This is a genomic window from Streptomyces sp. NPDC032822, assembly GCF_055578825.1.
The window spans coordinates 342,195-366,851 of sequence record NZ_JBVIOL010000004.1 but is presented as its reverse complement, the minus strand read 5'-3'; the positions used below and the strand labels follow the sequence as shown (position 1 = coordinate 366,851).

The 24,657-nt window shown below is 72.0% G+C and carries 22 protein-coding genes; 8 read left to right on the top strand and 14 right to left on the bottom strand.

Translation table 11 applies throughout. The features are described from left to right. Nucleotides 1-45: 45 nt before the first annotated feature. Nucleotides 46-1,629 carry a protein kinase domain-containing protein gene (locus tag ACZ5VD_RS14165; RefSeq protein WP_468682346.1) on the bottom strand — a complete coding sequence of 528 codons (1,584 nt, stop codon included), beginning with the start codon at nt 1,627-1,629 and terminating at the stop codon, nt 46-48. A 334-nt stretch (nt 1,630-1,963) separates the two neighbouring features. On the opposite strand from ACZ5VD_RS14165, the gene ACZ5VD_RS14160 reads away from it, so the two are divergent. Then, on the top strand, nt 1,964-3,610 hold the full coding sequence (locus ACZ5VD_RS14160) for a protein kinase domain-containing protein (RefSeq protein WP_468682345.1): 1,647 nt from the start codon (nt 1,964-1,966) through the stop codon (nt 3,608-3,610). A gap of 113 nt (nt 3,611-3,723) precedes the next feature. On the opposite strand, the gene ACZ5VD_RS14155 is transcribed toward ACZ5VD_RS14160, so the two are convergent. Further along, nucleotides 3,724-4,266: a bacterial proteasome activator family protein gene (locus ACZ5VD_RS14155; RefSeq protein ID WP_468554285.1), complete on the bottom strand. Its 543-nt coding sequence runs from the start codon at nt 4,264-4,266 to the stop codon at nt 3,724-3,726. A 126-nt stretch (nt 4,267-4,392) separates the two neighbouring features. Between ACZ5VD_RS14155 and ACZ5VD_RS14150 the strand changes: the two genes are divergently transcribed. Further along, nucleotides 4,393-5,043 (top strand): hypothetical protein, encoded by a 651-nt coding sequence (locus ACZ5VD_RS14150; protein ID WP_468682344.1) that lies wholly within the window; start codon nt 4,393-4,395, stop codon nt 5,041-5,043. 61 nt (nt 5,044-5,104) lie between these two features. On the opposite strand, the gene ACZ5VD_RS14145 is transcribed toward ACZ5VD_RS14150, so the two are convergent. After that, the gene (locus ACZ5VD_RS14145) at nt 5,105-6,085 is read right to left on the bottom strand and encodes an NAD(P)H-quinone oxidoreductase (RefSeq protein WP_468554287.1); all 981 of its coding nucleotides are present in this window, start codon (nt 6,083-6,085) and stop codon (nt 5,105-5,107) included. Between the two features lie 249 nt (nt 6,086-6,334). Between ACZ5VD_RS14145 and ACZ5VD_RS14140 the strand changes: the two genes are divergently transcribed. Continuing rightward, on the top strand, nt 6,335-7,363 hold the full coding sequence (locus tag ACZ5VD_RS14140) for an ATP-binding cassette domain-containing protein (RefSeq protein ID WP_468550010.1): 1,029 nt from the start codon (nt 6,335-6,337) through the stop codon (nt 7,361-7,363). Then, the gene (locus ACZ5VD_RS14135; protein WP_468550011.1) at nt 7,360-8,208 is read left to right on the top strand and encodes an ABC transporter permease; all 849 of its coding nucleotides are present in this window, start codon (nt 7,360-7,362) and stop codon (nt 8,206-8,208) included. Before ACZ5VD_RS14140 ends, ACZ5VD_RS14135 begins: the two co-directional genes overlap by 4 nt. Nucleotides 8,209-8,285: 77 nt before the next feature. On the opposite strand, the gene ACZ5VD_RS14130 is transcribed toward ACZ5VD_RS14135, so the two are convergent. From ACZ5VD_RS14130 to pdhA, 6 genes are all read right to left on the bottom strand, one after another. Next, nucleotides 8,286-9,383 (bottom strand): potassium channel family protein, encoded by a 1,098-nt coding sequence (locus ACZ5VD_RS14130; RefSeq protein WP_468550012.1) that lies wholly within the window; start codon nt 9,381-9,383, stop codon nt 8,286-8,288. Continuing rightward, the gene (locus tag ACZ5VD_RS14125) at nt 9,380-10,777 is read right to left on the bottom strand and encodes a molybdopterin molybdotransferase MoeA (protein ID WP_468550013.1); all 1,398 of its coding nucleotides are present in this window, start codon (nt 10,775-10,777) and stop codon (nt 9,380-9,382) included. The genes ACZ5VD_RS14130 and ACZ5VD_RS14125 overlap by 4 nt, the downstream gene beginning before the upstream one ends. Further along, entirely contained in the window at nt 10,774-11,724 is a 951-nt protein-coding gene (locus ACZ5VD_RS14120; RefSeq protein WP_468682343.1) for an NTP transferase domain-containing protein, read from the bottom strand. Before ACZ5VD_RS14120 ends, ACZ5VD_RS14125 begins: the two co-directional genes overlap by 4 nt. A gap of 65 nt (nt 11,725-11,789) precedes the next feature. Then, on the bottom strand, nt 11,790-13,187 hold the full coding sequence (locus tag ACZ5VD_RS14115; protein WP_468682342.1) for a dihydrolipoamide acetyltransferase family protein: 1,398 nt from the start codon (nt 13,185-13,187) through the stop codon (nt 11,790-11,792). Further along, a complete protein-coding gene (locus tag ACZ5VD_RS14110; RefSeq protein ID WP_468682341.1) occupies nt 13,187-14,191 on the bottom strand; it encodes an alpha-ketoacid dehydrogenase subunit beta in 1,005 nt (334 codons plus the stop codon). Before ACZ5VD_RS14110 ends, ACZ5VD_RS14115 begins: the two co-directional genes overlap by 1 nt. Further along, a complete protein-coding gene (gene pdhA, locus ACZ5VD_RS14105) occupies nt 14,188-15,351 on the bottom strand; it encodes a pyruvate dehydrogenase (acetyl-transferring) E1 component subunit alpha (RefSeq protein WP_468682340.1) in 1,164 nt (387 codons plus the stop codon). Before pdhA ends, ACZ5VD_RS14110 begins: the two co-directional genes overlap by 4 nt. Nucleotides 15,352-15,539: 188 nt before the next feature. Here pdhA and ACZ5VD_RS14100 point away from each other — a divergent pair, with 188 nt between their 5' ends. Next, nucleotides 15,540-16,025, top strand: coding sequence for an Lrp/AsnC family transcriptional regulator (locus ACZ5VD_RS14100; protein ID WP_468550316.1), 486 nt, complete (start codon nt 15,540-15,542; stop codon nt 16,023-16,025). Nucleotides 16,026-16,066: 41 nt separating this feature from the next. Here the strand turns inward: ACZ5VD_RS14100 and ACZ5VD_RS14095 are convergent, their stop codons facing one another. Both ACZ5VD_RS14095 and ACZ5VD_RS14090 read right to left on the bottom strand, forming a co-directional pair. Beyond that, a complete protein-coding gene (locus tag ACZ5VD_RS14095) occupies nt 16,067-16,657 on the bottom strand; it encodes a TetR/AcrR family transcriptional regulator (protein ID WP_468682339.1) in 591 nt (196 codons plus the stop codon). Then, complete coding sequence (locus ACZ5VD_RS14090; RefSeq protein WP_468550019.1) at nt 16,654-18,171, bottom strand: 3-hydroxyacyl-CoA dehydrogenase; 1,518 nt, start codon at nt 18,169-18,171, stop codon at nt 16,654-16,656. Before ACZ5VD_RS14090 ends, ACZ5VD_RS14095 begins: the two co-directional genes overlap by 4 nt. 212 nt (nt 18,172-18,383) lie before the next feature. Here ACZ5VD_RS14090 and paaN point away from each other — a divergent pair, with 212 nt between their 5' ends. Next, complete coding sequence (gene paaN / locus ACZ5VD_RS14085; protein WP_468682338.1) at nt 18,384-20,090, top strand: phenylacetic acid degradation protein PaaN; 1,707 nt, start codon at nt 18,384-18,386, stop codon at nt 20,088-20,090. Here paaN and ACZ5VD_RS14080 read toward each other — a convergent pair. From ACZ5VD_RS14080 to ACZ5VD_RS14070, 3 genes are read right to left on the bottom strand one after another with little or no spacing between them, the layout of a single operon-like run. Continuing rightward, nucleotides 20,087-20,920 (bottom strand): TrmH family RNA methyltransferase, encoded by an 834-nt coding sequence (locus tag ACZ5VD_RS14080; protein WP_468682337.1) that lies wholly within the window; start codon nt 20,918-20,920, stop codon nt 20,087-20,089. The two genes, paaN and ACZ5VD_RS14080, sit on opposite strands and share 4 nt — an antisense overlap. Then, the gene (locus ACZ5VD_RS14075; RefSeq protein WP_468682336.1) at nt 20,917-22,143 is read right to left on the bottom strand and encodes an HTTM domain-containing protein; all 1,227 of its coding nucleotides are present in this window, start codon (nt 22,141-22,143) and stop codon (nt 20,917-20,919) included. Before ACZ5VD_RS14075 ends, ACZ5VD_RS14080 begins: the two co-directional genes overlap by 4 nt. Beyond that, nucleotides 22,140-23,033, bottom strand: coding sequence for a DUF5819 family protein (locus tag ACZ5VD_RS14070; RefSeq protein WP_468682335.1), 894 nt, complete (start codon nt 23,031-23,033; stop codon nt 22,140-22,142). Before ACZ5VD_RS14070 ends, ACZ5VD_RS14075 begins: the two co-directional genes overlap by 4 nt. 317 nt (nt 23,034-23,350) lie before the next feature. Between ACZ5VD_RS14070 and paaA the strand changes: the two genes are divergently transcribed. Together paaA and paaB are read left to right on the top strand one after the other, a co-directional pair. Beyond that, the gene (gene paaA, locus ACZ5VD_RS14065; RefSeq protein WP_468682334.1) at nt 23,351-24,370 is read left to right on the top strand and encodes a 1,2-phenylacetyl-CoA epoxidase subunit PaaA; all 1,020 of its coding nucleotides are present in this window, start codon (nt 23,351-23,353) and stop codon (nt 24,368-24,370) included. After that, entirely contained in the window at nt 24,367-24,654 is a 288-nt protein-coding gene (gene paaB / locus ACZ5VD_RS14060; protein WP_266798034.1) for a 1,2-phenylacetyl-CoA epoxidase subunit PaaB, read from the top strand. The genes paaA and paaB overlap by 4 nt, the downstream gene beginning before the upstream one ends. The last annotated feature ends 3 nt before the right edge of the window (nt 24,655-24,657 follow it).

Sequence of the window (24,657 nt, the reverse complement as noted above, 5' to 3'; positions counted from 1 at the left end):
CGTTTCCGGACCGCACGCGCGCGTGGAGGGTGATGTGGTGGGCGGTCAGTTGCCCCCGCCGTCGTTGCCGCTCGTGACGCCGCCGTCGATGGTGCCGCCGCTCGTGTCCGTCGGGTCGTCCGTCGGGTCCGGCGGGTCCTCGGTCGTCGGGTCGGTCGTCGGCTCCGCGGTCGTGGGGTCGGCCGTCGGGTCGTCGGTCGGATCCTGGGGGGCCGTGTTCGACGGGGTGTACGAGGGCGTGTACGAGGGCGTGTAGCCCGTACCGGAACTCGTGCCCGTGTCGTCGTCCGTCGAGGTGTCCGTGGGCTGCTCGCTGGTGTCGTCGCTCGGCGTCTCGCTGGCCGTCGCGTCGTCGGTGGTCTGCGAGGTGGTCGGCGACTTCGAGGTGCCCGTGCCGCCGCCGTTGCCGCCACCGCCGTTGAGGGCGAGCGCGACGCCCGCCGCGATGGCGACCACCGCGAGCACGGCGAGGATCCACAGCTTGCCGCGCCCGCCGCCCCGGTTGCCGTGGCCCTCGAAGCCGCCCTCGTCCCCGCCGCCGTAGCGGTTGGGCAGGATCGGCTGCGGGATCTGCGCGGTGCCGGAGGAGTCGGCGCCGGGATGCGGCAGCACGGACGTGCCGGCCATGCCCGCCGCCGGGGTGTGCCGCCCGTCGTGGTGGTCGACGGGGCCGGTGTTCCAGGTGCCGGTGTGGCTGCCCTGCTCGTACAGCATCTGGAGGCCGTACTGGATCAGGCCGCGCATCTCCTCGGCCGTCTGGAAACGGTCGTCCGGCTCCTTGGCGAGCGAGCGCATGACCAGGCCGTCGAGCTCCGGCGGGACGGCTTCGGACACCTGCGACGGAGGCGTCGGGATGTCCTGGACGTGCTGGTACACCACCGACAGCGGGGTCTCACCGGTGAACGGGGGCCGCAGCGCGAGGAGTTCGTAGAGGAGACAGCCCGTCGCGTACAGGTCGGAGCGGTGGTCGACGGCCTTGCCGAGGGCCTGCTCCGGGGAGAGGTACTGCGGGGTGCCCATGACCATGCCGGTCTGCGTCATCGTCGTGGACGCGCCGTGCAGGGCGCGGGCGATGCCGAAGTCCATCACCTTCACCGCGCCGTTGTGCGTGATGATGACGTTGGCCGGCTTGATGTCACGGTGCACGATGCCGTGCTGGTGCGAGTAGGCGAGCGCCTCCAGGACACCGGAGACGATGATCAGCGCCTGCTCGGGCCCGGGTGCCTCGGCGTTCAGGAGCAGGTCGCGAATGGTGCGGCCCTCGACGATCTCCATCACGATGTACGGCACGGACTGGCCGCCCACGAAGTCCTCGCCGGAGTCGTACACGGCGACGATCGAGTGGTGGTTGAGGCCGGCGACCGACTGGGCCTCGCGCGTGAAGCGGGCCTTGGAGGTGGGGTCCTCGGCGAGGTCGGCGCGCAGCAGCTTGACCGCCACGGTGCGTCCGAGGCGGACGTCCTCGGCTGCGAACACCTCGGCCATGCCGCCCCGGCCGAGTCTGCCGGTCAGCCGATAACGGCCGTCCCCGACCAGTCCGCCGTTTCCCCACATTTCCGGCGCATCTGACATCCCGCCGCCAGTCGCCTCGGGGTCGGACGGGCCCTGAGCGCGCTGCTGCTGTGCCATCAGTCCTCGCCGTCGTTTCTGCCCGCGGTGCGCGCGGTGTTGTTACGGTCTCCGTCGGCCACGCTACAGCCTCCGCGCAAGCCGCCGATCCGGGAAGACCCCGGGAACCGGCCCGAGGGAGACCGGCCATGAAACCCGCAGTACGTGCCGGTGTGCAAATTGTGTGTACCGGGCGTACGCCTGCTGTAACTCTTGCGCGACCTTTCTTTCGCGTACGGTCACGGAACGGGCACCGCGCTTGACGTGTCAGTGCCCTCCGGCAGACTTGGCCGGGAATAGCACTTTGGATCAACGGCACACTTGGGCGCCGAAGGCCTACGGGGGACGCAGAGACATGAGCCAGGACGGCGCACAGGGCCGGTACGCGGGGCGGGCGCTCGCCGGCGGCCGTTATCAGCTGCGCGACTTGCTCGGCGAAGGCGGCATGGCCTCGGTGCACCTCGCGTACGACACGGTGCTCGACCGCCAGGTCGCGATCAAGACCCTGCACACCGAGCTGGGCCGGGAACAGGCCTTCCGCGAGCGTTTCCGCCGCGAGGCCCAGGCCGTGGCCAAGCTCACCCACACCAACATCGTCTCCGTCTTCGACACCGGCGAGGACGAGCTGGACGGTTCGACGATGCCGTACATCGTCATGGAGTACGTCGAGGGCCACCCCCTCGGTTCCGTACTGAACACGGACGTACGGCAGTTCGGCGCGATGCCCGCCGACAAGGCGCTGAAGATCACCGCGGACGTGCTCGCGGCGCTGGAGATCAGCCACGAGATGGGCCTGGTCCACCGGGACATCAAGCCGGGCAACGTGATGATGACCAAGCGCGGCGTCGTCAAGGTGATGGACTTCGGCATCGCCCGCGCCATGCAGTCCGGTGTCACCTCGATGACGCAGACCGGCATGGTCGTCGGCACCCCGCAGTACCTGTCGCCGGAACAGGCGCTGGGCCGGGGCGTGGACGCCCGCTCCGACCTCTACTCGGTCGGCATCATGCTGTTCCAACTGGTCACCGGGCGGATCCCGTTCGACGCGGACTCACCGCTGGCCATCGCCTACGCGCATGTGCAGGAGGAGCCGGTCGCTCCTTCGTCGATCAACCGCGCGCTGCCGCCGGCCGTGGACGCGCTGGTCGCCCGCGCGCTGAAGAAGAACCCGAACGAGCGTTTCCCGAGCGCCGAGGCCATGCGCGACGAGTGCCTGCGGGTCGCCGCGTCCTTCCAGGCCGCCGCGCCGAGCATCGTGCCGGGCGCGCCGACGCAGAGCGGTGCGGGCGTCGGCTCCGCGGTGTTCCCCCCGATCGACCAGACGACCCCTCTGGGCGGCAACGTCCAGACGCCGTACCAGCCGACCCCGCCGCCGCACGCGTACGGCACCCCGCAGCCGTCGGCGCACTCCCCGGCGTACGGCTATCCGCAGCAGGGCGGCTACCAGACGCCCGGCCCGGCCGGGTACGCGCCGCAACAGCACTCGTCGACCCCGCCGCCCTACAACCTCTCGCCCCAGACCACCCAGACCTCCTCCGGTGGCGGCGGCAAGAACAACCGGTCGGTGATCATCGGTTCGATCGTGGTGTCGGTGATCGCGGTCGGCGGGCTGATCACGGCACTGCTGATGAACAGCGGCAGCGGAGACGACGACCCGAGCGCCAAGGAGAGCGCCGGGGCGTCGGTGTCCGCGTCGGCCAAGGCGGAGGGCTACCGCGGGCCGGACACCACGAAGACGGTCGAGAAGACCGAGTGCACCGAGCCCGAGGAGTCGTACAACGACCCCGAGCAGGTGCGGATGCCGGACTTCGCCTTCAAGAACTGGGACTCGGTCCTGGAGTGCCTCAAGGCGGCCGGGTGGAAGTACGACAAGACCTCGGTCGACGAGAACACCTACGGCGACGGCACGATCATGAAGCAGTACCCCTCCTCGGGCACGGACTTCGACCCGAAGAACCCGCCGGAGATGCAGTTCGAGATCTCCACGGGCAACCCGTCCTGACTCCGGCGGGACAACCGCACGTGGACCATCCGCGGATCGCGCGAAAGGGCCCGGCAGCCGAGGCTGCCGGGCCCTTGTCGTTCGTGGACGGGTTGCACGGCCCGCGAGCCGGCCTACAGGTACGGGCCGCCCGAGCGCCCGATCGTACGAGGGTCGTCCTCGTCCTCGTGGCCGCCGGCCCCCGGCGGCAGTGCGCGGCGCATCTGCTCCAGCTGGGCCCGCGCCGCCATCTGCTGGGCGAACAGGGTCGTCTGGATCCCGTGGAAGAGGCCCTCCAGCCAGCCGACCAACTGGGCCTGCGCGATCCGCAGTTCCGCGTCGCTGGGGATCCCGTCGTCGGTGAAGGGCAGCGAGAGCCGCTCCAGCTCGTCGACGAGATCGGGGGCGAGACCGTCCTCCAGCTCCTTCACCGAGCTGGCGTGGATCTCCTTGAGCCGGACCCGGCTCGCCTCGTCCAGGGGAGCCGCGCGCACTTCCTCCAGCAGCTGCTTGATCATGCTCCCGATACGCATGACCTTGGCGGGCTGCTCCACCATCTCTGTCACCGGGACCTCGCGGGAGTCCTCGTCACCACCGCCACCGAGAGCCATCCCGTCCTGGCCCACGACCAGGATCTGGGGGTTCTCCGGCGGCCTTTCGTTCCTCGGCATCTCCATGCCGCCATTCTCTCGCACACGGACACCTCATCGGCTTGGTGCCCCCGGTAAAGGCTGATCCACCGTTCATGACCCTACGGATCCATTCGGAATGCCGCTTGCGTCCATGAATGACAGGCTTGTGCCGTGATTCCATGGCTGCGATCGCTGCGCGTGACAGGGGTGCTGATCGTGGTGGGGTCGGGGGCGGTCGTGCTGCCGTACGGCACGGGGCGGGCGTACGGGGGTGAGTCGCCGTACACGGTTGACGCGCCGTACGTGGCCGGGCCGTCGCCGACGGTCGACGCGACAACCGCCTCGACCCCCTCCGCCTCCGCCTCCCCTTCCTCCTCTGCCAGGGGCGCCGATCCCGCGGTCGGCCCCGCAGCCGGTCCCGGTCGTGCCTCCGCCTCGCCACCCGTGTCCCCCTCCGCCACCCGGCCCACCCGGGCCGGCAGTCGGCCGGGTGAGGGGCGGGATCGGCCCGGGCGGCGGGAGGCGGCGGGGCGGGCCGAGCCGGTGGACACGGAGGCGGCGGAACCCGAAGCGGTACCGGAAGTCGTGCCGGAAGCAGTACCGGAGGACGACGGTGGCGTCGTACCGCCGTCGCCGCGGCAGACGGGTGAGGGGTCGGCCTCGCCGCTGCCCCGGCCACCCGCCCGGCAGGCCGTCCCGCACGCGGAGCGCCCCGCCGAGCCCCGACTGCGGATCCTGCCCCTGGGGGGCGGGCTGATCCTGGTCGGGCTCGGCCTGGGACTCGCCTTCGTCGCGCTGCGGGCGCGACGGGGCCTCTCCTGAGCCCTTCGGCGCGAGGGAAACCTGCGGCGGGACGGCTGCCTACGGCGTACGTGACGGACCTCTACGACGTGACGAGCAGGACCTTTCCGACGTGGCCGCTCTCCTCCACGACCCGGTGGGCGGCGGCCGCGTCGCTCATCGGGATCTCGCGGTCGACGATCGGGCGGACGTGACCGGCCTCGACCAGCGGCCACACATGCTCGCGTACGGCCGCCACGATCGCCGCCTTCTCGCCGAGCGGGCGGGCGCGCAGCGAGGTCGCGCTGATCGCGGCACGCTTGGTGAGGAGGGTGGCGATGTTCAGCTCGGCCTTGATGCCGCCCTGCATGCCGATGATCGCGAGGCGGCCGTTGACGGCGAGGGCCTTGACGTTGCGATCCAGGTACTTGGCGCCCATGTTGTCGAGGATGACGTCGGCGCCGGCCCCGTCGGTGGCCTCCTTGAGCTCGGCGACGAAGTCCTGCTCGCGGTAGTCGACCAGGATGTCGGCGCCCAGCTCGGCGCAGCGCTCCAGCTTCTCCCTGGTGCCCGCCGTGACGGCGATCCGCGCGCCGACGGCCTTGGCGAGCTGGATCGCCATGGTGCCGATACCGCTGGAGCCCCCGTGCACGAGCAGGGTCTCACCGGGACGGAGGTGGGAGATCATGAAGACGTTCGACCAGACGGTCGCGGTCACCTCGGGCAGCGCGGCGGCCTGCCTGACGTCCAGCCCCTTGGGCACGGGCAGCAGCTGGCCGGCCGGGACGACGACCTTCTCGGCGTAGCCGCCGCCGGCGAGCAGCGCGCACACCTCGTCGCCGACGTTCCAGCCGGAGACGCCGGGGCCGAGCCCGGCGATCCGTCCGGAGCACTCCAGGCCGGGGTACCGGGAGGCGCCGGGCGGCGGGTCGTAGAAGCCCTGCCGTTGCAGGATGTCGGCGCGGTTGACGGCACTGGCCACCACCTCGACCAGCACCTCGCCCTCGCCGGGCACGGGATCCGGGACCTCGTCCCACACCAGCGCCTCGGGCCCACCAGGTTCGGGAATCGTGATCGCATACATGAAAACGACGCTACCCCCAGGCCCCGGGTCGGACCCTTGTCGGTCCCCGGACGCGCCCCTTGTCGGTCCTTGGGCCCCGTTCCTGTCGGTCCCTGGTCCCGGTTCCCGTCGGTCCCCGGGTCCGCCCTGAGTCGGGTGCCTGTCGGTCCTTGGGCCGATCTCCCGACAAATCCCTGTGCGCGACCGATGAGTTTGCGCGATCGTAAAGGTCTCCCCATGCGTAACCCAAGTACGCGGAAGGAACCCACCATGAGCCAGCACACGTCCGGCCTGGCCATCGAGACCGCAGGCCTGGTGAAGACGTTCGGCGAGACACGGGCCGTCGACGGAGTCGACCTCGCGGTGCCGGCCGGCACGGTCTACGGCGTCCTCGGTCCGAACGGCGCCGGAAAGACGACCACGGTGAAAATGCTCGCCACCCTGCTCCGGCCGGACAGCGGTGAGGCCCATGTCTTCGGACACGACGTCGTACGGGACGCCGACGAGGTCCGCAGCCGGGTCAGCCTGACCGGCCAGTACGCGTCGGTGGACGAGGACCTCACCGGCGCGGAGAACCTGGTCCTGCTGGGCCGGCTCCTCGGTCACCAGAAGAAGGCGGCCCGGGACCGCGCCGCCCAGCTGCTGGACGCCTTCGGTCTCGGCGAAGCGGCCGGGAAGCAGGTCAAGCACTACTCCGGCGGCATGCGGCGGCGTATCGACATCGCCGCCTCCATCCTCAACACCCCCGAACTGCTCTTCCTGGACGAGCCGACGACCGGCCTGGACCCGCGCAGCCGCAACCAGGTGTGGGACATCGTGCGCGCGGTCGTCGCCCAGGGCACCACCGTGCTGCTGACCACGCAGTATCTGGACGAGGCCGACCAGCTGGCGTCCCGGATCGCCGTCATCGACCAGGGCAGGGTGATCGCCGAGGGCACCAAGGGCGAGCTGAAGGCGTCCGTGGGCGCCGGCTCCGTCCATCTGCGGCTACGAGATCCCGCGCAACGGCCACAGGCGGAGGAGGTGCTCCGGCTGGCCCTGAACGTGGACGTGCAGCTGGAGCCCGACCCGGTGGCGCTGACCGCCCGGGTCGGGAGCGGGGCGGCGAACGGGCAGGGGGCGGCCGAGCAGGCGGCCCGCGCACTCGCCGAACTGGCCCGTACCGGAGTCGTCGTCGACAACTTCTCCCTGGGGCAGCCCAGCCTGGACGAGGTCTTCCTCGCCCTCACCGGACATGACACCCGCGACGCGAAGAACTCGCAGGGCTCCGACGACGCGAAGGACGAGGTGGCGGCATGAGCACCGTGACGCAGACCGAGACCAAGGACCTCGCCCCCGTCAGCGCCGAGTCCCTCGCCGCGCTGCTCATCGCCGGTGAGCGCCCGCCGCGGCCCAGCGCCCTGTCCGCCTCGCTGACGTTCGGCTGGCGGGCCATCCTCAAGATCAAGCACGTGCCGGAGCAGCTCTTCGACGTCACGGCGTTCCCGATCATGATGGTGCTGATGTACACGTACCTGTTCGGGGGCGCCCTGGCCGGGTCCCCGAAGGAGTACATCCAGTTCCTGCTGCCGGGCATCCTGGTGATGTCGGTCGTGATGATCACGATGTACACCGGCGTCTCGGTCAACACCGACATCGAGAAGGGCGTCTTCGACCGTTTCCGTACGCTGCCGATCTGGCGGCCGTCGGTGATGGTCGGCTATCTGCTGGGCGACGCCCTGCGCTACACGATCGCGTCCGTCGTGATGCTCACGGTCGGCGTGATCCTCGGCTACCGACCGGACGGCGGGGTGGGCGGCGTGCTCGCCGGGATCGCGCTGCTGGTGGTGTTCTCGTTCGCGTTCTCGTGGATCTGGACGATGTTCGGGCTGATGCTGCGCTCCGAGAAGTCGGTGATGGGCGTCAGCATGATGGTGATCTTCCCGCTCACCTTCCTGTCGAACGTCTTCGTCGACCCGAAGACCATGCCGGGCTGGCTGCAGGCGTTCGTGAACAACAGCCCGGTGACCCATGTGGCGTCGGCGGTGCGCGGCCTGATGGCGGGCGACTGGCCGGCCGACGAGGTCGCCTGGTCGCTGGGCTGGGCGGGCCTGTTCATCGCGGTCTTCGGGCCGATCACGATGCGGCTGTACAACCGCAAGTAGCCGGTGGACCACACCGCGAGCAGCCGGCCGCCCCGCCCCTCCGGGGGCGGCCGGTCCCAGGAGTCGTTCCCGGGCGGTCAGTCCTGGAGCAGCGGGCGGACGTCGGGCGCGATCTGCGAACCCGGCGTCGCCCGCACGATCGTGATCAGCCGGTCCGTCAGCTGCAGCGTGCCGATGGCCACGTCGTCGTAACCGAGCACCCGGTGCCCGCGGATGACGCTCACCACCAGGTCGTCGGTCTGCCGCGCGGTCTTGCCCACCTCGGCCTTTATGACCGGCCGCTCCACGATGTCGAGCCCGCTGCCCTGCTGGATGAGGTCCTCCATCACCATGCCGGCCGCGGGGCTGAGCACGGACAGGCCGAGCAGCCGTCCGGCGGCACTGGCGCTGGTGATCACCGCGTCGGCGCCGGACTGCTTCAGCAGCGGGGCGTTCTCCTCCTCCCGCACCGCGGCCACGATCTTCGCGCCCTTGTTGAGCTGCCGGGCGGTCAGGGTCACCAGGACGGCCGTGTCGTCGCGCTGCGTGGCGATGATGATCTTCCGGGCCTTGTGCACCTCGGCCCGCTTGAGCACATCGCTGCGCGTCGCGTCCCCGATGACCCCGGCATAACCGTCCGCGGTCGCCGCCTCGATCACCTTGGAGTTCGGGTCGACCACGACGACCTGCTCCTTCTTCAGTCCCGTCGCACAGACGGTCTGGATCGCCGAGCGCCCCTTCGTGCCGAAACCGATGACAACGGTGTGGTCGCGCAAGGTGGACCTCCAGCGGTTGAGTCGCCACTCGTCCCGCGTGCGTTCGGTGAGAACCTCCAGCGTGGTGCCGACCAGGATGATCAGGAACATCACCCGCAGAGGTGTGATGACGAAGATGTTGGTGAGCCGGGCGGCGTCACTGACCGGGGTGACATCGCCGTAGCCGGTGGTGGAGAGGGTGACGGTCGCGTAGTACCACGCGTCCAGGAAGTCCACCGAGCCGTCGGAGCTGTCGTTGTACCCGTCGTGGTCGGCATAGACGATCAGGGCGGTCGCCACCAGGACCAACAGGGCCATCGACAGCCGCTTGGCCACCTGCCGGAACGGATGCTCCACGACCTTGCGTGGAAGTTCCACCCGATGTGTCACGAGATGTTCGTCGGCCTCGCGGGCAATCGCGTCACGACCCGGAAGTTTCACGTGAAACACACCCCGATTCCGGCTGTGGCCCAGGGCAGGTCCAGCAGCTCCGACTCCTGACCGGCCCGCGACCCGCCCGGCGGTACGACAGCCAGGGCGTCGGCCCCCGCGATGCCCCGCAGCATCGCCGGGCCGTTGTAGTGCAGCGGCACGGCATGGTCACCGCGCAGGACCACGGGGACGAGCCGGGTGTCGTGCGGATGCCCGTGCGCCTCGTCCCGCAGCGGCAGCGTGTACGGCTCCGGCGCGGGGCGGGCCGCGAGGATGCGCAGCATCGGCTCGGCGAGCGTGAGCAGTCCGGAGACGGCGGCGAGGGGGTTGCCGGGCAGGCCCACGAGGTGCTGGTGCTCCTTGATCCGGGCCAGCAGCATGGGGTGCCCGGGCCGCACCTTGACGCCGTCGACCAGGAGTTCGGCGCCGATCCGCCGGAGGGTGGGGTGGACATGGTCGACGGGGCCGGAGGCGGTGCCTCCGGTGGTGACGACCAGGTCGGCGTCGGAGCCGGTGATCGCCTGGTGCAGCGCCTCGGCGTCGTCACCGAGACGGCGTACGGCGATCACCTCGGCGCCGAGCGCCCGTAGCCAGGGCGGGAGCATCGGGCCCAGCGCGTCCCGGATCAGCCCGTCGTGCGGCTTGCCCTCGGTGAGCAACTCGTCGCCCAGGACGAGGACTTCGACGCGGGGACGGGGTACGGCGGTGAGGGTGTCGTAGCCGGCGGCCGCGGCGAGGCCGAGCACCGCCGGGGTGACCAGGGTTCCGGCCGCCAGGAGCTGGTCGCCGCCGCGGCACTCCTGGCCGCGCGGCCGGATGTCCTGGCCGTGCGCCCTCTCGCGGGTCGCGTGCAGATGACCCTTGTCGTCGGTGCGGCCGTGCTCGCTGCGCAGGACCGCGGTGGTGTCGAGGGGGATGCGGGCGCCGGTGGCGATCCGGACGGCCTCGCCGTCGGTGAGCCGCTCCGGCTCCGCGTGTCCGGCGAGCACGCCCTCGTCCCGCACGGCCCAGGGGCCGGGGCCGGCGACCGCCCAGCCGTCCATCGCGGAGGTGTCGAAGGAGGGCAGATCGGTGAGGGCGGTGAGAGGGGCGGCCAGGGTGAGACCCAGGGCGTCGTCGAGGGTGACGGAGACCGGGGCGCGGTGGGCGGCCCTGCCGGCGGAGCGGGCGGCCCGGGCGGCGTCGGCGCGGGCCTCGGGCCAGGGGGTGGCCCGGTGCCGGGGCGCCGCCGGGCGGGGCGGGGTCTCGTGGTCGCCGGTCCGCGGGGCGGGGGAGGGCACGTGCTCACCGGCGGAGCGACCGCTGCCTTCGTTCACGAGGGCGAGCACCTCCTCGACGTCGAGGTCCTCCGCGCCCTGGGCGCCCCTGGCGTCCTCGCCGGGGCGGGCCGCGCGGGCGGTCATCCGGCGTCCGGTCGGGTGTCGGTCGGGGCGCCGGGTGCCGTGTCCGGCTCGGGCCCGGCGTCGGGGGTGTCCTCGTCCGCCCAGCGCAGGGCGAGGTCGACGGCCTTGCGGGACGCCTCGGCCACGGCTTCGGGGCCTCCCCCGGCCTGGGCGGCGGCGTAGCCGACGAGGAAGGTGGTCAGCGGTGCCGCGGGCCTGGCCACGCCGTGGGCGGCGTCGCGGGCGAGGTCGAGGAGCACACCGGTGTCGACGTCGAGGTCGATGCCCAGCTCGTCCTTGACTGCGGAAATCCATTCATCCAACACGTGGCCATGCTCCCTGATGCGTGCCCTGGCAGTGGCGATGTCGTCCCAGGTGTCGCAGTCGAAGGACGCGACGGGGTCGGGGACGCGGGTGAGATCGAGACCGGCGGTGAGCCGGCGCAGAGGCAGCCCGGTGGTGGTGCCGTGCCCGTCGGCGAGGGCGGCCAGCTCCCGGCGCAGCGCGGACGCGCGGTACACGGCCACGAGGGGCTGGTCGCGGCCGTCGGCGTCGGTGAGCAGCACGCCGTCGACGGCGGCGGCACCGGTGGCACCGTCCGCATCGGTCGCCGGCAGGGCGGCCAGCAGGCGCCGTACCGTCGGCTCGCCGAGGAACGGCAGGTCGGCGGAGAGGACGACGACCCGTTCGGCCTTGGTGTGCCGCAGCCCGGCGTCGAGCGCGGCCACCGGACCGCCACCGGGCGGATCCTCGCGCGCCCAGGTCACCGGTCGTGCGGTCGGCCGGGGATCGGCGACGACGACGGTGACGCGCGCGTCGGCGCAGGCGGCCAGCACCCGGTCGAGCAACGCCCGGCCACCCACCCGTACACCGGGTTTGTCCGCACCGCCGAGCCGCCGGGCGGCACCGCCCGCGAGGACGACGACGTCGTACCCGGCGATGGCGGGGAGCGGCTCGTTGGCGGTCATCCCCCGAGTATGCGTGCCGTGGCGATCACAGGGAACGCGGACGGCACCGTGCAATCACAGCGAGATCAGAGTGTGCGCAGCAGCACCGCCGGCTGTTCCACGCAGTCCGCCACGTACCTCAGGAAACCGCCCGCCGTGCCCCCGTCGCACACCCGGTGGTCGAAGGTGAGCGAGAGCTGGACGACCTGGCGCACCGCCAGCTCGCCCTCGTGCACCCAGGGCTTGGGGACGATGCGGCCGACGCCCAGCATGGCCGCCTCGGGGTGGTTGATGATCGGCGTGGAGCCGTCGACGCCGAACACGCCGTAGTTGTTCAACGTGAAGGTGCCGCCGGTGAGTTCGCGCGGCGTGAGGGTGCCCGCCCGGGCGGCCTCGGTCAGCCGGGCGAACTCCGCGGCCAACGACTCCGCGCTGCGCGTGTGCGCGTCCCGGACGACGGGCACGACGAGCCCGCGCTCGGTCTGCGCGGCGAACCCGAGGTGCACGGCGTCCAGCCGGACGATCTCCCTGGCCTCCATGTCCACGGTGGAGTTGAGCTCCGGCCGGCGGGCCAGGGCCGTGGTGCAGATGCGGGCCAGCAGGGCGAGGAGGGAGATCTTCGGTCCGCCGGCGGCGTTCATCGCGGCTCGCGCCCGCATCAGTTCCGTGGCGTCGGCGTCCACCCAGCAGGTGGCGTCCGGGATCTCGCGACGACTGCGGGACAGCTTGTCGGCCGCGGCGCCCCGGATGCCCTTGAGGGGGATGCGGGTGACTCCGGCGGTGGGGACGAAGGCAGTCGGTGCGGAGGTGGTGGGCGCGGAGGTGGTCGGTGCGGGGGTGTACGCCTCGGCGGCAGGCGCCGGCGTCGGGCCCTGCGCGGCGGCGGCCCGCAGCGCGTACTCGACGTCGGCCCGCAGGATCAGTCCGTCGGGTCCCGAGCCGGTCAGCTCCCGCAGATCCAGGCCGTTCTCGCGGGCGAGGCGGCGTACGAGGGGTGAGATCACCGGAACGGGGCCGTCCGCCACCGCCGGGGCGCCGACCTGCTCGTCCGCCGCCACGGGGGCACCGGCCTGCCCGTTCACCGCGCCCGCGCCCCCGGCCCCGACGGCGGCGACCGGTGTCGGCTGTCCCGGACGGACCCTCCTCCTGCGGGCGGGCGCCTCCGAAGTGCCGTATCCCACCAGCACGTTGCCCGAGCCCTCGCTCCGCTCACCGGAGGCCGGCGCGCCCACCGCGACGGTGATCAGCGGTGCGCCGACGGGCAGTTCGGTGCCCTCCTCGCCGTAGCGGGCGGTCACGACACCGCCGTAGGGGCAGGGCACCTCGACCATCGCCTTGGCGGTCTCGACCTCGACGACCGGCTGGTCGACGGCGACGAGGTCGCCGACCTCGACCAGCCAGCGGACGATGCCCGCTTCGGTGAGCCCCTCCCCGAGGTCGGGGAGCCTGAACTCCAAGCTGTGCATGTCAGAAGCGTGTGCCATCAGCCCTCGGCCTCCCACTGCAGACGCCCCACGGCGTCCAGGATCCGGTCCACGCCGGGCAGGTGGTGACGCTCCAGCATCGGCGGCGGATAGGGGAGGTCGAACCCCGCGACCCGCAGCACCGGCGCCTCCAGGTGGTGGAAGCACCGCTCCGTGACCCGGGCCGCGATCTCCCCGCCCGGGCCGCCGAACCCACCCGACTCGTGCACGACGACCGCTCGCCCGGTCCGCCGTACCGAGGCGCAGACCGTCTCGTCGTCGAACGGCACCAGGGAGCGCAGGTCGACGACTTCGAGGTCCCAGCCCTCGTCCCGGGCCGCCTCGGCGGCTTCCAGACAGACGGGCACGGACGGCCCGTACGTGATGAGGGTGGCGCTCCGGCCCGAGCGCCGCACCACCGCGCGGCCTATCGGTTCAACGCTCTGCGGATCGTCCGGGTTCCAGGCGTCCTTGGACCAGTACAGGCGCTTGGGTTCGAGGAAGACGACCGGGTCGTCGGAGGCGATGGCGGCGCGCAGCAGCCCGTAGGCGTCGGCGACCGTGGCGGGCGCGACGACATGAAGCCCCGGGGTCGCCATGTAGTACGCCTCGGAGGAGTCACTGTGGTGTTCGACGCCGCCGATGCCGCCGCCGTAGGGGACACGGATGGTGAGCGGGAGCGGCAGCGCGCCGCGGGTGCGGTTGCGCATCCGGGAGACATGGCTGATCAGTTGCTCGAACGCCGGGTAGGCGAAGGCGTCGAACTGCATCTCCACGACCGGGCGCAGCCCGTACATCGCCATGCCGACGGCCGTGCCGAGGATGCCGGCCTCGGCGAGCGGGGTGTCCGTGCAGCGGTCCTCGCCGAACTCCTCGGCGAGCCCGTCGGTGACCCGGAAGACACCGCCGAGGGCGCCGACGTCCTCACCCATGACGTGCACGGCCGGGTCGGCGGCCAAGGCGTCGCGCATCGCGCGCGTGAGCGCCTGCGCCATGGTGGCCGGTTTGAGGGCGACGGTGGTCATCGGTGCGCCCCTTCCCGGCCCGGGTGCTCCGCCCGCCCCGCTTGTTCCGCCGCCAGTTCGGCCCGCAACTGGGCCTGCTGTTCAAGCAGTTGCGGGGTGGGCTCGGCGTACACATGGGCGAACAGGTCCATGGGGTCGAGCTGCGGGTCCTGGTTCATGCGCTCGCGCAGGTCGGCGGCCATGGTCTCGGCGGCGTCGCGCGCGGCCCGGACACCCTGCTCGTCGAGGAGGCCGCGTTCGGTCAGCTCGTGCTCCAGGAGGGCGATCGGGTCGTGTCCGCGCCAGGTCTCGACCTCCGCGTCGGCGCGGTAGCGGGTCGCGTCGTCGGCGTTGGTGTGGGCCTCGACGCGGTAGGTGATGGCCTCGACCAGCGTGGGACCACCGCCCCCGCGCGCGTGCGCCACGGCGTCGGCGAGGACCTCGTGCACGGCGGCGGCGTCGTTGCCGTCGACCAGGCGGCCGGGCATGCCGTAGCCGACGGCCTTGTGGGCCAGCGACGGGGCCGCGGTCTGCTTGGCGAGCGGGACGGAGATCGCGAAGCCGTTGTTCTGGACCAGGAAGACGACCGGGGCCTGCCAGACGGCGGCGAAGTTCAGCGCCTCGTGGAAGTCGCCCTCGCTGGTGCCGCCGTCGCCGACCATGGCCAGCGCGACCACGTCGTCGCCCTTGAGGCGGGCGGCGTGCGCGAGACCGACGGCGTGCGGGAGCTGGGTGGCGAGCGGGGTGCACAGGGGGGCGACGCGGTGCTCGCGCGGGTCGTAGCCGGTGTGCCAGTCGCCGCGCAGCAGGGTGAGGGCCTGGACGGGGTCCACGCCACGGGCGACCACGGCGAGGGTGTCCCGGTAGCTCGGGAACAGCCAGTCGCGGTCCTCCAGGACGAGTGCGGCGGCGACCTCGCAGGCCTCCTGACCGGTGCTGGAGGGGTAGACGGCGAGTCTGCCCTGCTTGGTCAGCGCGGTGGCCTGCGCGTTGTACCGACGGCCCCGCACCAGTTCGGCGTACAGGCGGCGCAGCAGGGCCGGGTCGGCCTCGGCGGCGGCCGGCGTGCCGAGGACGCGGTACGGCTCCGTGTCGGGCAGCAGCGGCGCGGGGTCCGTGCGGGGCTGCCAGGCGGGCGGCGGCGATGGCCGGTACGCACCCCGCTGCTCCATGACCGTCATGACGGACCTCCTCGTGGGAGCGGCTTCGGACGCATCACGGGTGTGATGCGCCTCACCTACCGATTGTTCGGTCGTCGGCGCATTTTGGCTACCGACCCCCTCAGGCTGTGGACAAACGGTTCTCCACAGCCTGAAATGAACGCAGTACGTCCATGGCAGGGAGGCGGGGGGACATGGCACCTGAACAAATGGCCGAGAGCCCGGAAGGCGGCGGCCCTCCTCCGCCGGCTCGCCCGCTCGACGCCATCGACCTGGACATCCTGCAGATGCTCCAGGCGGACGGCCGCGCGTCGATAAGGTCGGTCGCCGAACGGGTCCATGTCTCGCGCGCCAACGCCTACGCACGCATCAACCGCCTCATCGAGGACGGCGTCATCCGTGGTTTCGGGGCCCGCGTCAACCACGAGCGCGCGGGTCAGGGCACGTCCGCGTACATCACCCTGAAGATCGTCCAGAACTCCTGGCGCACGGTGCGCGAGCAGCTCAGACAGCTGCCCGGCGCCTCGCACATCGCCCTGGTGGGCGGCGACTTCGACGTCCTGCTCCTGGTGCACACGCCCGACAACCGGGCCCTGCGCGAGGTGGTGCTCACCCGGCTCCAGGCGATCCCGGAGGTGCTCAGCACCCGCACGCTGCTGGTCTTCGAGGAGGAGGACCTGGAGCCGCAGGGCTAGAGCGCCTCCCTCCCGCGGAGATCCGCCAGAAGGGCCCCGGGTCAGCGCTCGCTGCGAAGCCCCGAGAACACCAGCCGCGCGACGGCGTCGGCGACCTCGCGCTCGTTCATGCCGCGCCCGTCCGGCCGGTACCACTCCACGATGGAGTTGATCATCCCGAAGACGAGCCGGGTCGCGAGCCGCACCTCCACGTCGGCCCGGACGTCCCCGTCGGCGGCGGACGCCTTCAGCAGTTCGGCGACCCGGTGGTCGAAGTCCCGGCGCCGCTCCAGGGCCCACCGCTCGGTTCCGGTGTTGCCGCGCACCCGCAGCAGCAGCGTCACGTACGGCAGCTCGGCGATGAGCACCTCGACCATCCGCCGTACGACGTACTCCAGGCGCTCGGCGGGACGCCCCCCGCGCGCGTGCTCCTCGTCGAGGATCCCGAAGAGGCCGTCCAGCGCCCGGCTCACGGCGCGGCGCAGCAACTCCTCCTTGCCGGAGACATGGTGGTAGATCGACGACTTGGAGATACCGGCCGCCTTGGAGAGGTGCTCCATGGAGGTGCCGTCGTAGCCGCGCTCGTTGAAGACCTGGACGGCGACGGAGAGCAGCGTCTCCGGGGTGTACGTGTCGCGCTTGGCGGTGGTCATGACGTGCTGCCCTCCCGCTTGTCGGTGGCGTACGCGTGGCGGTACAGCGCGAGGGACGGCGCGTAGCGCCCCGAGGGGTCGCGCATGTGCAGGTCGTCGAGGAGGGAGTAGGCCCAGTTGCGGCCGAGCCTGCGGCTCCACTCGAAGGGGCCCAGGGGGTAGTTGACCCCGAGCCGCATCGCGGTGTCGATGTCCTCCTGGGTGGCGACGCCCTTGGCGACGGCGTCGTGAGCGAGATCGACGATCCTGGCGACCGTGCGGGCGACGATCATGCCGGGGACGTCACCGATGACGCTGACCTGCTTGCCAAGCGCCTGGAAGAGGCCGGTGGCCTCGGCGAGGGTCTGCTGGGCGGTGTCCTGGGAGGCGGACAGGGCGACACGGGTGGCCTTGCGGTAGTCGAGCGCGAGGTCGAAGTAGACGACGTCCCGGAACTCGACGGAGGTCTGTCCGTCGGCGAGGGCGAGCTGCCCGCCGCTCGGCAGCACCAGGCGGGTGCCGTGGTCCTCGTCGTCCTCGCGGACCGGGATGCCCGCCTCGCGGATCAGGGCGAGCAGTTCGGAGGCGGGGCCCAGGTCGCCCTCGGCGACGACGTACGCGGGCTGCTGGGCCGGTTCCGCGGTGTGCGGCTCGGGGCGGTCGGCGTCCTCGGAGTGGTCGTACCAGCCGTGTCCGCTCTTGCGGCCGAGCCGGCCCGACTCGACCAGGCGGCGCTGGGCGAGCGACGGCGCGAAGCGCACGTCCTGGAAGAAGGCCTGCCACACGGAGTGCGTGACCGACTCGTTGACGTCCTGGCCGATGAGGTCGGTGAGTTCGAAGGCGCCCATCTTGAAACCGCCGCACTCGCGCAGGACCGCGTCGATGGTGGCGGGTTCGGCGCCCTGGGCCTCGTGGACCGCGAAGGCCTCGGCGTAGAAGGGCCGGGCGATGCGGTTGACGATGAAGCCCGGGGTGTCGGCGCAGGCGACCGGGGTCTTGCCCCAGGCGCGGGCCATCTCGTACGCGCGCGTGGCCGACGACACGTCGGTGGCGAACCCGGAGACGACCTCGACGAGGGGGAGCAGCGGCGCGGGGTTGAAGAAGTGCAGACCCACGAAGCGGCCGGGGTTGCGCAGGGCGCCGCCGATGGCCGTGACCGACAGGGACGAGGTGTTGGTGGCGAGCAGACAGTCCTCGCCGACCGTGTCCTCCAGCGCGCGGAACAGCTCCTGCTTGACGTCCAGCCGCTCCACGACGGCCTCGACGACCAGCGCGCAGTCCGCGAGGTCGGCGAGGTGGTCCGCGGGCAGCAGTCGGGCGCGTGCCGCGTCCCGGTCGGCGCCGCCGAGCCGGTCCTTCTCGACGAGCCGGTCGAGGCGGGCGCCGATCGCGTCGGCCGCCTCCCTGGCCTGCCCGGGAGCGGCGTCGTACAGCCGTACGCGATGGCCGGCGACCAGCGCGACCTGGGCGATGCCCTGGCCCATGGTGCCGGTGCCGACGACGGCCACGGGGCTGCTGAGGTCGAGTGCTGTCATGTGCGCGATCCTCCCGCACGGGGTTTTCCACAGATGCGGCGGACCCCCTTGTCCCGACCGATCGTTCGGTTACTCTAACCCTGTCTGCCCTCCCGCCGCCCACCACCACCCTGAACGAGGCGCCTCGCGCCCGCCTCCCCCTGTTTCCACCCCTGTTTCCGCCCAGGTCATGAGCTCGACGAAGAGTTCTTGAGACGAGGAGTTGGTCCCGCATGGCCGCCGAACTCACCGCGCACGATCTGATCGCCCGGCACCGGCCCACCCTGGACCAGGCGCTGGAGGCGATCCGCACACGCGCGTACTGGTCCCCGCACCCCGAGCACCCCAAGGCCTACGGCGAGGGCGGCAGCCTGGACGCGGCGGCGGGCAGGGCCGCCTTCGACGCGGTCCTGGGCACCCGCATGGACCTCGGCCAGCCGGGCACGGACGACTGGGTGGGCGGCGAGGTCTCGCCGTACGGCCTCGACCTGGGCGTGAGCTACCCGCACGCGGACGTGGACGCGCTGCTGCCCGCCATGAAGGCCGGGCAGAGGGCCTGGCGGGACGCGGGCGCGGAGACGCGCGCGGTGCTCTGCCTGGAGATCCTCAAGCGGATCAGCGACCGGACCCACGAGTTCGCGCACGCGGTCATGCACACCTCCGGCCAGGCCTTCATGATGGCGTTCCAGGCGGGCGGCCCGCACGCGCAGGACCGCGGCCTGGAGGCGGTGGCGTACGCGTACGCGGAGCAGGTCCGCACCCCCGACACCGCGGAGTGGACCAAGCCCCAGGGCAAGCGCGACCCGCTGTCCCTCACCAAGCGGTTCACCCCGGTCCCGCGCGGCATCGCGCTGGTCGTCGGCTGCAACACCTTCCCGACGTGGAACGGCTATCCCGGCCTGTTCGCCTCCCTGGCCACCGGCAACGCGGTCCTGGTGAAGCCCCACCCGCGCGCGGTGCTGCCGCTCGCGCTCACCGTCCAGGTGGCGCGCCAGGTGCTCGCCGAGGCGGGCTTCGACCCGAACCTGGTGGCACTGGCGGCCGAGCGGCCCGGCGAGGGCATCGCCAAGACCCTGGCCACCCGCCCCGAGATCAGGATCATCGACTACACAGGCTCGACGGCGTTCGGCGACTGGCTGGAGGCCAACGCCCGCCAGGCGCAGGTCTACACGGAGAAGGCCGGCGTCAACACGGTGGTGGTGCACTCCACGGACGACTACAAGGGGATGCTGTCCAACCTGGCCTTCTCGCTGTCCCTGTACAGCGGCCAGATGTGCACCACCCCGCAGAACCTGCTCGTCCCGCGCGAGGGCATCCGCACCGAGGAGGGCACCCGCACCTTCGACGAGGTGGTCGCCGACCTCGCCCGCTCGGTCGAGGGCCTGCTCGGCGACGACGCCCGCGCGAACGGCCTGCTCGGCGCGCTCGTCAACCCGGAGGTGAAGGCCCGCCTGGAGGCCGCGGCCGGCCTCGGTGAAGTCGCCCTCGCCTCACGGGAGGTGAGCAACCCGGAGTTCCCGCAGGCGGTCGTCCGCACGCCCGTCATCGTGAAGCTGGACGGAGCGCGGAAGTACTGGGAGGGGGCCGACGACGAGGCCGCCTTCATGAACGAGTGCTTCGGACCCGTCTCCTTCGCCGTCGCGGTCGACTCGGCGGCCGACGCGGTGGAGCTGCTGCGGCGCACGATCCGCGAGAAGGGCGCGATGACGGTCGGCGCGTACACCATCGACGAGGAGGTCGAACAGGCCGTCCAGGAGGCCTGCCTGGAGGAGTCCGCCCAGCTGTCCCTGAACCTCACGGGCGGGGTGTACGTCAACCAGACGGCCGCCTTCTCCGACTTCCACGGCTCGGGCGGCAACCCGGCGGCCAACGCGGCGCTCACCGACGGGGCGTTCGTGGCGGGCCGCTTCCGGGTGGTCGAGGTACGCCGGGAGGCCTAGGAACCGGCCCGCCCCACCTGCCCTGTTCCTGCCCTGTCCTGGACTCCGCGGTCCGCGAAGGCTGTCGCGCCCCCGGTGGCACTCCAGTGGTACAGCGTCATGGCCACACTGGTCGCGAGGTTGTAGCTGGAGACCTGGGGGCGCATCGGCAGCGCCACCAGGTGGTCCGCCCGCGCGCGCAGTTCGGCCGACAGCCCGCTGCGTTCCGAGCCGAAGGCGAGGACGGCGTCGTCCGGGAGCTCGGTGCCGCGGATGTCCTCGCCCTCGGGATCGAGGGCGTACACCGGCCCGGACGGCAGCTCCGCCACCGTCAACCGCTCCACCGCGGTCGCGAAGTGCAGCCCGGCCCCGCCGCGCACCACCGTGGGGTGCCAGGGGTCGAGCGTGCCCGTGGTGACCACCCCGGTCGCCCCGAAACCGGCGGCCAGCCTGATCACGGCCCCCGCGTTGCCCAGGTTGCGGGGGTTGTCGAGGACGACGACGGGCGTGCTGCGCGGGGTGTGCGCCAGCCGCTCCCGTTGGGCCGCGCGGGACGGCCGTACGGCCAGGGCGGCGACCTCGGTGGGGTGCGGGCGCGGCACCAGACTCCGGTACGCCGACTCCGGCACCTGGGTCAGGAGCGCGCCCAGGGTGTCCCGTACGTCCGGGGCCAGTTCCTCGGCGAGGGCGAGCACGGCGGCCCGGTCTACCGTCACGGCCACCGGGACCTCGGCGCCGAAACGCACCGCGTGCTTGAGGGCGTGGAAGCCGTCGAGCAGCACGGAGATGCCGGCGAGCCGGTGCCAGAGGGCGAGGGGGTCGGGCGGGCCGAGAGGGTCGGGGGCGCTCATGTCCTGAAGCCTACGGGCGCGTCCTCGGCGTCCTCCGGGTCGCGCGGCTGCGGCAGCCTCGTGCCGCCGCGGCCCGCGGGCAGCCGCCGTACCAGCCCTCCACGCGCGCGTGCCGCCCAGCCGCCGAGCCGGCGCAGGAACGACGTCGGCAGGAAGACCGCGTCGGCGGCGATCATCGCCAGTGAGAAGAACGGCAGTCCGAGGAGCACGGCGATGGCCGCGTGCTCGATCATCATGACCGTCAGCAGGACGTTCTTGGCCCGCCGGTTGAACAGGGTGAAGGGGAAGGCGACCTGCGCGACGACGGTGCCGTACGTCACCAGCATCACCATCGTGCCGCTGGCCGCCAGCACGTCGGCGAGCGCGGGCCAGGGGGAGAAGTAGTCGAGGTGCAGGGGGTAGTAGACGGCGGTGCCGTCCTGCCAGCGGGAGCCCTGGATCTTGTACCAGCCGGCCGTGGCGTAGATCAGACAGGCCTCGGCCATGATCACGAGCAGGGCACCGTTGTGCACGATGTTGCCGAGGACGTCGAGCAGGATCCGGGGCTCACCGGTCTTCGCCCGCTGTCCTATGAGCCACCACAGGGCCTGCGCGAGCCAGACGGTCCACAGCAGCACCGGCACGAACGCCTCGCCGTCGAACAGCCGGCCCGACAGGGTCACCGCGGCCAGCGCCAGGCCGAGCCCGCCCCACAGGGCCGGGCCGACCCGGTCCAGGACGTGCTCCCCGCGCGCGCGGGCCTCGCGTCCGAGCCGGGCCCGCCGCGCGTCCAGGGACCACACCTGGCCGCAGCGCGTGAAGACCAGGTAGAGGCACATCAGATGCAGGACGTTGTCGCCGCCGTCCCCCATGAAGATGCTGCGGTTCTGCAGCGAGAGCACGCCGACCATGAAGAGCACGGACATCGTGCGCGTGCGCCAGCCCAGCAGCAGCAGGACGCTCGCCAGGGCGGCCAGGACGTAGACGGCCTCGAACCAGAGGCGGCCCTCGGACCACATCAGGGCCGTGAACGCCCCGTTGGTCGAGAGCAACTGCTGGGCGAGGTCCCAGCTCCAGGGGCCGTCCGGACCGTACATCTCCTCGCGGTGGGGGAATTCGCGCAGCAGGAACAGCAGCCAGGTAGCACTGAAGCCGATGCGGATCACGGCGGTCTGGTACGGGCCGAGGGCGGACTCGGTGACACGGGCGATGGCGGCGGAGACACAGAGCGCGAAACGGTTCACTTCACGTCCCCCTCGGTGCGGGCCGCCGCGGAGTCCGCCGCCGTGCCGTCCGCCGGAATCGACCACCAGGGCAGGACCCGGTACACCGGCTGGGCCGACACCTTCTCGCCGCTCCACCCGGGCGGGGGGACGTTGGTGGTGCGGGAGCGGATCTGGACGAGATCGATCGCGTCGCCCCTCCCTGCCGCGTCGTCCCGCTCCAGACGCAGCAGCACGATCCGGCGCAGATACGTCTCGGACAGGGAGCCGCGCAGGCCCACCGGGCGGTTGTCGCTGTCGTGGGTGGCGACGAAGAAGTCCCAGGCCCGGCGGAGCTCGTTCTGCTGGGTGTGGCTCGGCAGCAGATTGCCGTCGATGGCCCGGCCGTCCTCGGCGGACAGGTCGTACCAGCCGGTCGTCCGCGTCCCCCCGTCCGCGGTGTCGAGCTGCGCCCGGACCTGGACGGCGATGTTCTGCTGCAGGGGGTTCGGCGCGAACAGCTTCCAGTTCTGCTCGAACTCCGGGTAGATCCAGTCGTCGATCGCCCTGCCGTGCTGCTTGGTCATGGTGTTCGACGGCGCGACGTGCAGGAACACCATGCCGACGTGCACACAGACCACGACGGCCACGACCGCCAGGACCACGGCGACCGTGATCTGGTAGCGGAGGGAGAGCGCGGCCACGCCGGCGCGGGCGCCGCGGGGCGGCTCCGGGGGCACGGCGACGGGCGCCGGCTCCTCTGCCGGGGGCGGGGCGGACCCGGACCCGTCCGGCCCGGGCAGCGACCCTTCCAGGGCGGTCAGGGACGTGGACCCGTCCGGCCCGGGCAGGGGCATCTGTGGGTGGGCGGGCGCGGCGCCCGGCCCGGCCGGCCCGTGCGGGCCGTTCGAGCCTCCGTCGTGCACGTCCATTCCGCCCCGTTTCCGATTCCCGGTCCGTCTTCCGGCCGCTCCGGCGCCTGCCGCGGGACGGCCGTAACGCCCGCCACCGCTCCGGCCACCGCTCTCGCGACGCTCGCACGGAACGGTACTCAGACCCGAGCGCCCGGCACAGCCCCCACCGGACCCCCGGCGAAGCCACCCGGGTTGTCCACAGGCTGCGCCCGGGGACGCCCGCAGGTTATCCACAGCGGTTGACACCTTACGACGCCCGACCCACCATGGAATCGCACGAACCGAACGATCGGTCGGGAGCAGACTCCGGCAGAGCCCAGGTCGAGGGGGACCTCATGGCGACAGCAGCCGCGCACCAGACGGCGCACACCCAGGCGTTCGACGCCCCGGGCGGACAGGCCGCCCCCGGCGACACCGCCGCGTTCGAGAGGGCCTTCGACGCCGCGGTGGCCGCCGACGAGCGGGTCGAGCCGCGCGACTGGATGCCCGACGCCTACCGCGCCACCCTCGTCCGGCAGATCGCGCAGCACGCCCATTCCGAGATCATCGGCATGCAGCCGGAGGCGAACTGGATCACCCGGGCGCCCTCGTTGCGCCGCAAGGCCATCCTGATGGCCAAGGTCCAGGACGAGGCGGGGCACGGGCTGTATCTGTACAGCGCGGCCGAGACCCTCGGCACGAGCCGCGAGGAGTTGCTCGACAAGCTCCACACCGGCCGCCAGAAGTACTCCTCGATCTTCAACTACCCCACGCTGACCTGGGCGGACGTGGGAGCGATCGGCTGGCTGGTGGACGGCGCCGCGATCACCAACCAGGTGCCCCTGTGCCGTTGCTCGTACGGCCCGTACGCGCGCGCGATGGTCCGCGTCTGCAAGGAGGAGTCCTTCCACCAGCGCCAGGGGTACGAGCTGCTGCTCGCCCTCAGCCGCGGCACCCCCGCGCAGCACGCGATGGCACAGGACGCGGTGGACCGCTGGTGGTGGCCGTCCCTGATGATGTTCGGCCCGCCCGACGACGAGTCCGCGCACTCCGCGCAGTCGATGGCGTGGAAGATCAAGCGGCATTCGAACGACGAGTTGCGCCAGCGCTTCGTGGACATCTGTGTCCCCCAGGCCGAGTCCCTGGACCTCACCCTCCCCGACCCGGACCTGCGGTGGAACGAGGAGCGGGGCCAGCACGACTTCGGCCCGATCGACTGGACGGAGTTCCAGGACGTCCTCAAGGGCAACGGCCCGTGCAACGAACAGCGGATCACCCAGCGCAGGCAGGCCCATGAAGAGGGCGCCTGGGTCCGCGAGGCGGCCGCCGCCTACGCGGACAAGCGCGGTGCCGAAAGGGGAGTGGAGCAGGCATGACGAACACCGACTGGCCCTTGTGGGAGGTCTTCGTGCGCTCCCGCCGCGGCCTCTCCCACACCCACGCCGGCAGCCTGCACGCACCGGACGCGGAGTTCGCCCTGCGCAACGCGCGTGATCTGTACACCCGACGCGGCGAGGGCGTCTCGATCTGGGTCGTCCCCTCCTCCTCGATCACCGCGTCCTCGCCCGACGAGAAGGACCCGTTCTTCGAACCGGCCGCCGACAAGCCGTACCGGCACCCGACGTTCTACGAGATCCCGGAGGGGGTGAAGCACCTGTGACCA

Coding starts and splice junctions, on each gene's coding strand:
- ACZ5VD_RS14160 (WP_468682345.1), top strand. CDS start 1,964: ATGAGCCAGGACGGCGCACAGGGCCGGTACGCGGGGCGGGCGCTCGCC.
- ACZ5VD_RS14120 (WP_468682343.1), bottom strand. CDS start 11,724: ATGACCGCCAACGAGCCGCTCCCCGCCATCGCCGGGTACGACGTCGTC.
- ACZ5VD_RS14155 (WP_468554285.1), bottom strand. CDS start 4,266: ATGGAGATGCCGAGGAACGAAAGGCCGCCGGAGAACCCCCAGATCCTG.
- ACZ5VD_RS14080 (WP_468682337.1), bottom strand. CDS start 20,920: ATGAGCGCCCCCGACCCTCTCGGCCCGCCCGACCCCCTCGCCCTCTGG.
- ACZ5VD_RS14090 (WP_468550019.1), bottom strand. CDS start 18,171: ATGACAGCACTCGACCTCAGCAGCCCCGTGGCCGTCGTCGGCACCGGC.
- ACZ5VD_RS14110 (WP_468682341.1), bottom strand. CDS start 14,191: ATGACCACCGTCGCCCTCAAACCGGCCACCATGGCGCAGGCGCTCACG.
- paaN (WP_468682338.1), top strand. CDS start 18,384: ATGGCCGCCGAACTCACCGCGCACGATCTGATCGCCCGGCACCGGCCC.
- ACZ5VD_RS14070 (WP_468682335.1), bottom strand. CDS start 23,033: ATGGACGTGCACGACGGAGGCTCGAACGGCCCGCACGGGCCGGCCGGG.
- paaB (WP_266798034.1), top strand. CDS start 24,367: ATGACGAACACCGACTGGCCCTTGTGGGAGGTCTTCGTGCGCTCCCGC.
- paaA (WP_468682334.1), top strand. CDS start 23,351: ATGGCGACAGCAGCCGCGCACCAGACGGCGCACACCCAGGCGTTCGAC.
- ACZ5VD_RS14135 (WP_468550011.1), top strand. CDS start 7,360: ATGAGCACCGTGACGCAGACCGAGACCAAGGACCTCGCCCCCGTCAGC.
- ACZ5VD_RS14100 (WP_468550316.1), top strand. CDS start 15,540: ATGGCCGAGAGCCCGGAAGGCGGCGGCCCTCCTCCGCCGGCTCGCCCG.
- ACZ5VD_RS14095 (WP_468682339.1), bottom strand. CDS start 16,657: ATGACCACCGCCAAGCGCGACACGTACACCCCGGAGACGCTGCTCTCC.
- ACZ5VD_RS14145 (WP_468554287.1), bottom strand. CDS start 6,085: ATGTATGCGATCACGATTCCCGAACCTGGTGGGCCCGAGGCGCTGGTG.
- ACZ5VD_RS14115 (WP_468682342.1), bottom strand. CDS start 13,187: ATGGCACACGCTTCTGACATGCACAGCTTGGAGTTCAGGCTCCCCGAC.
- ACZ5VD_RS14165 (WP_468682346.1), bottom strand. CDS start 1,629: ATGGCACAGCAGCAGCGCGCTCAGGGCCCGTCCGACCCCGAGGCGACT.
- ACZ5VD_RS14125 (WP_468550013.1), bottom strand. CDS start 10,777: ATGACCGCCCGCGCGGCCCGCCCCGGCGAGGACGCCAGGGGCGCCCAG.
- pdhA (WP_468682340.1), bottom strand. CDS start 15,351: ATGACGGTCATGGAGCAGCGGGGTGCGTACCGGCCATCGCCGCCGCCC.
- ACZ5VD_RS14140 (WP_468550010.1), top strand. CDS start 6,335: ATGAGCCAGCACACGTCCGGCCTGGCCATCGAGACCGCAGGCCTGGTG.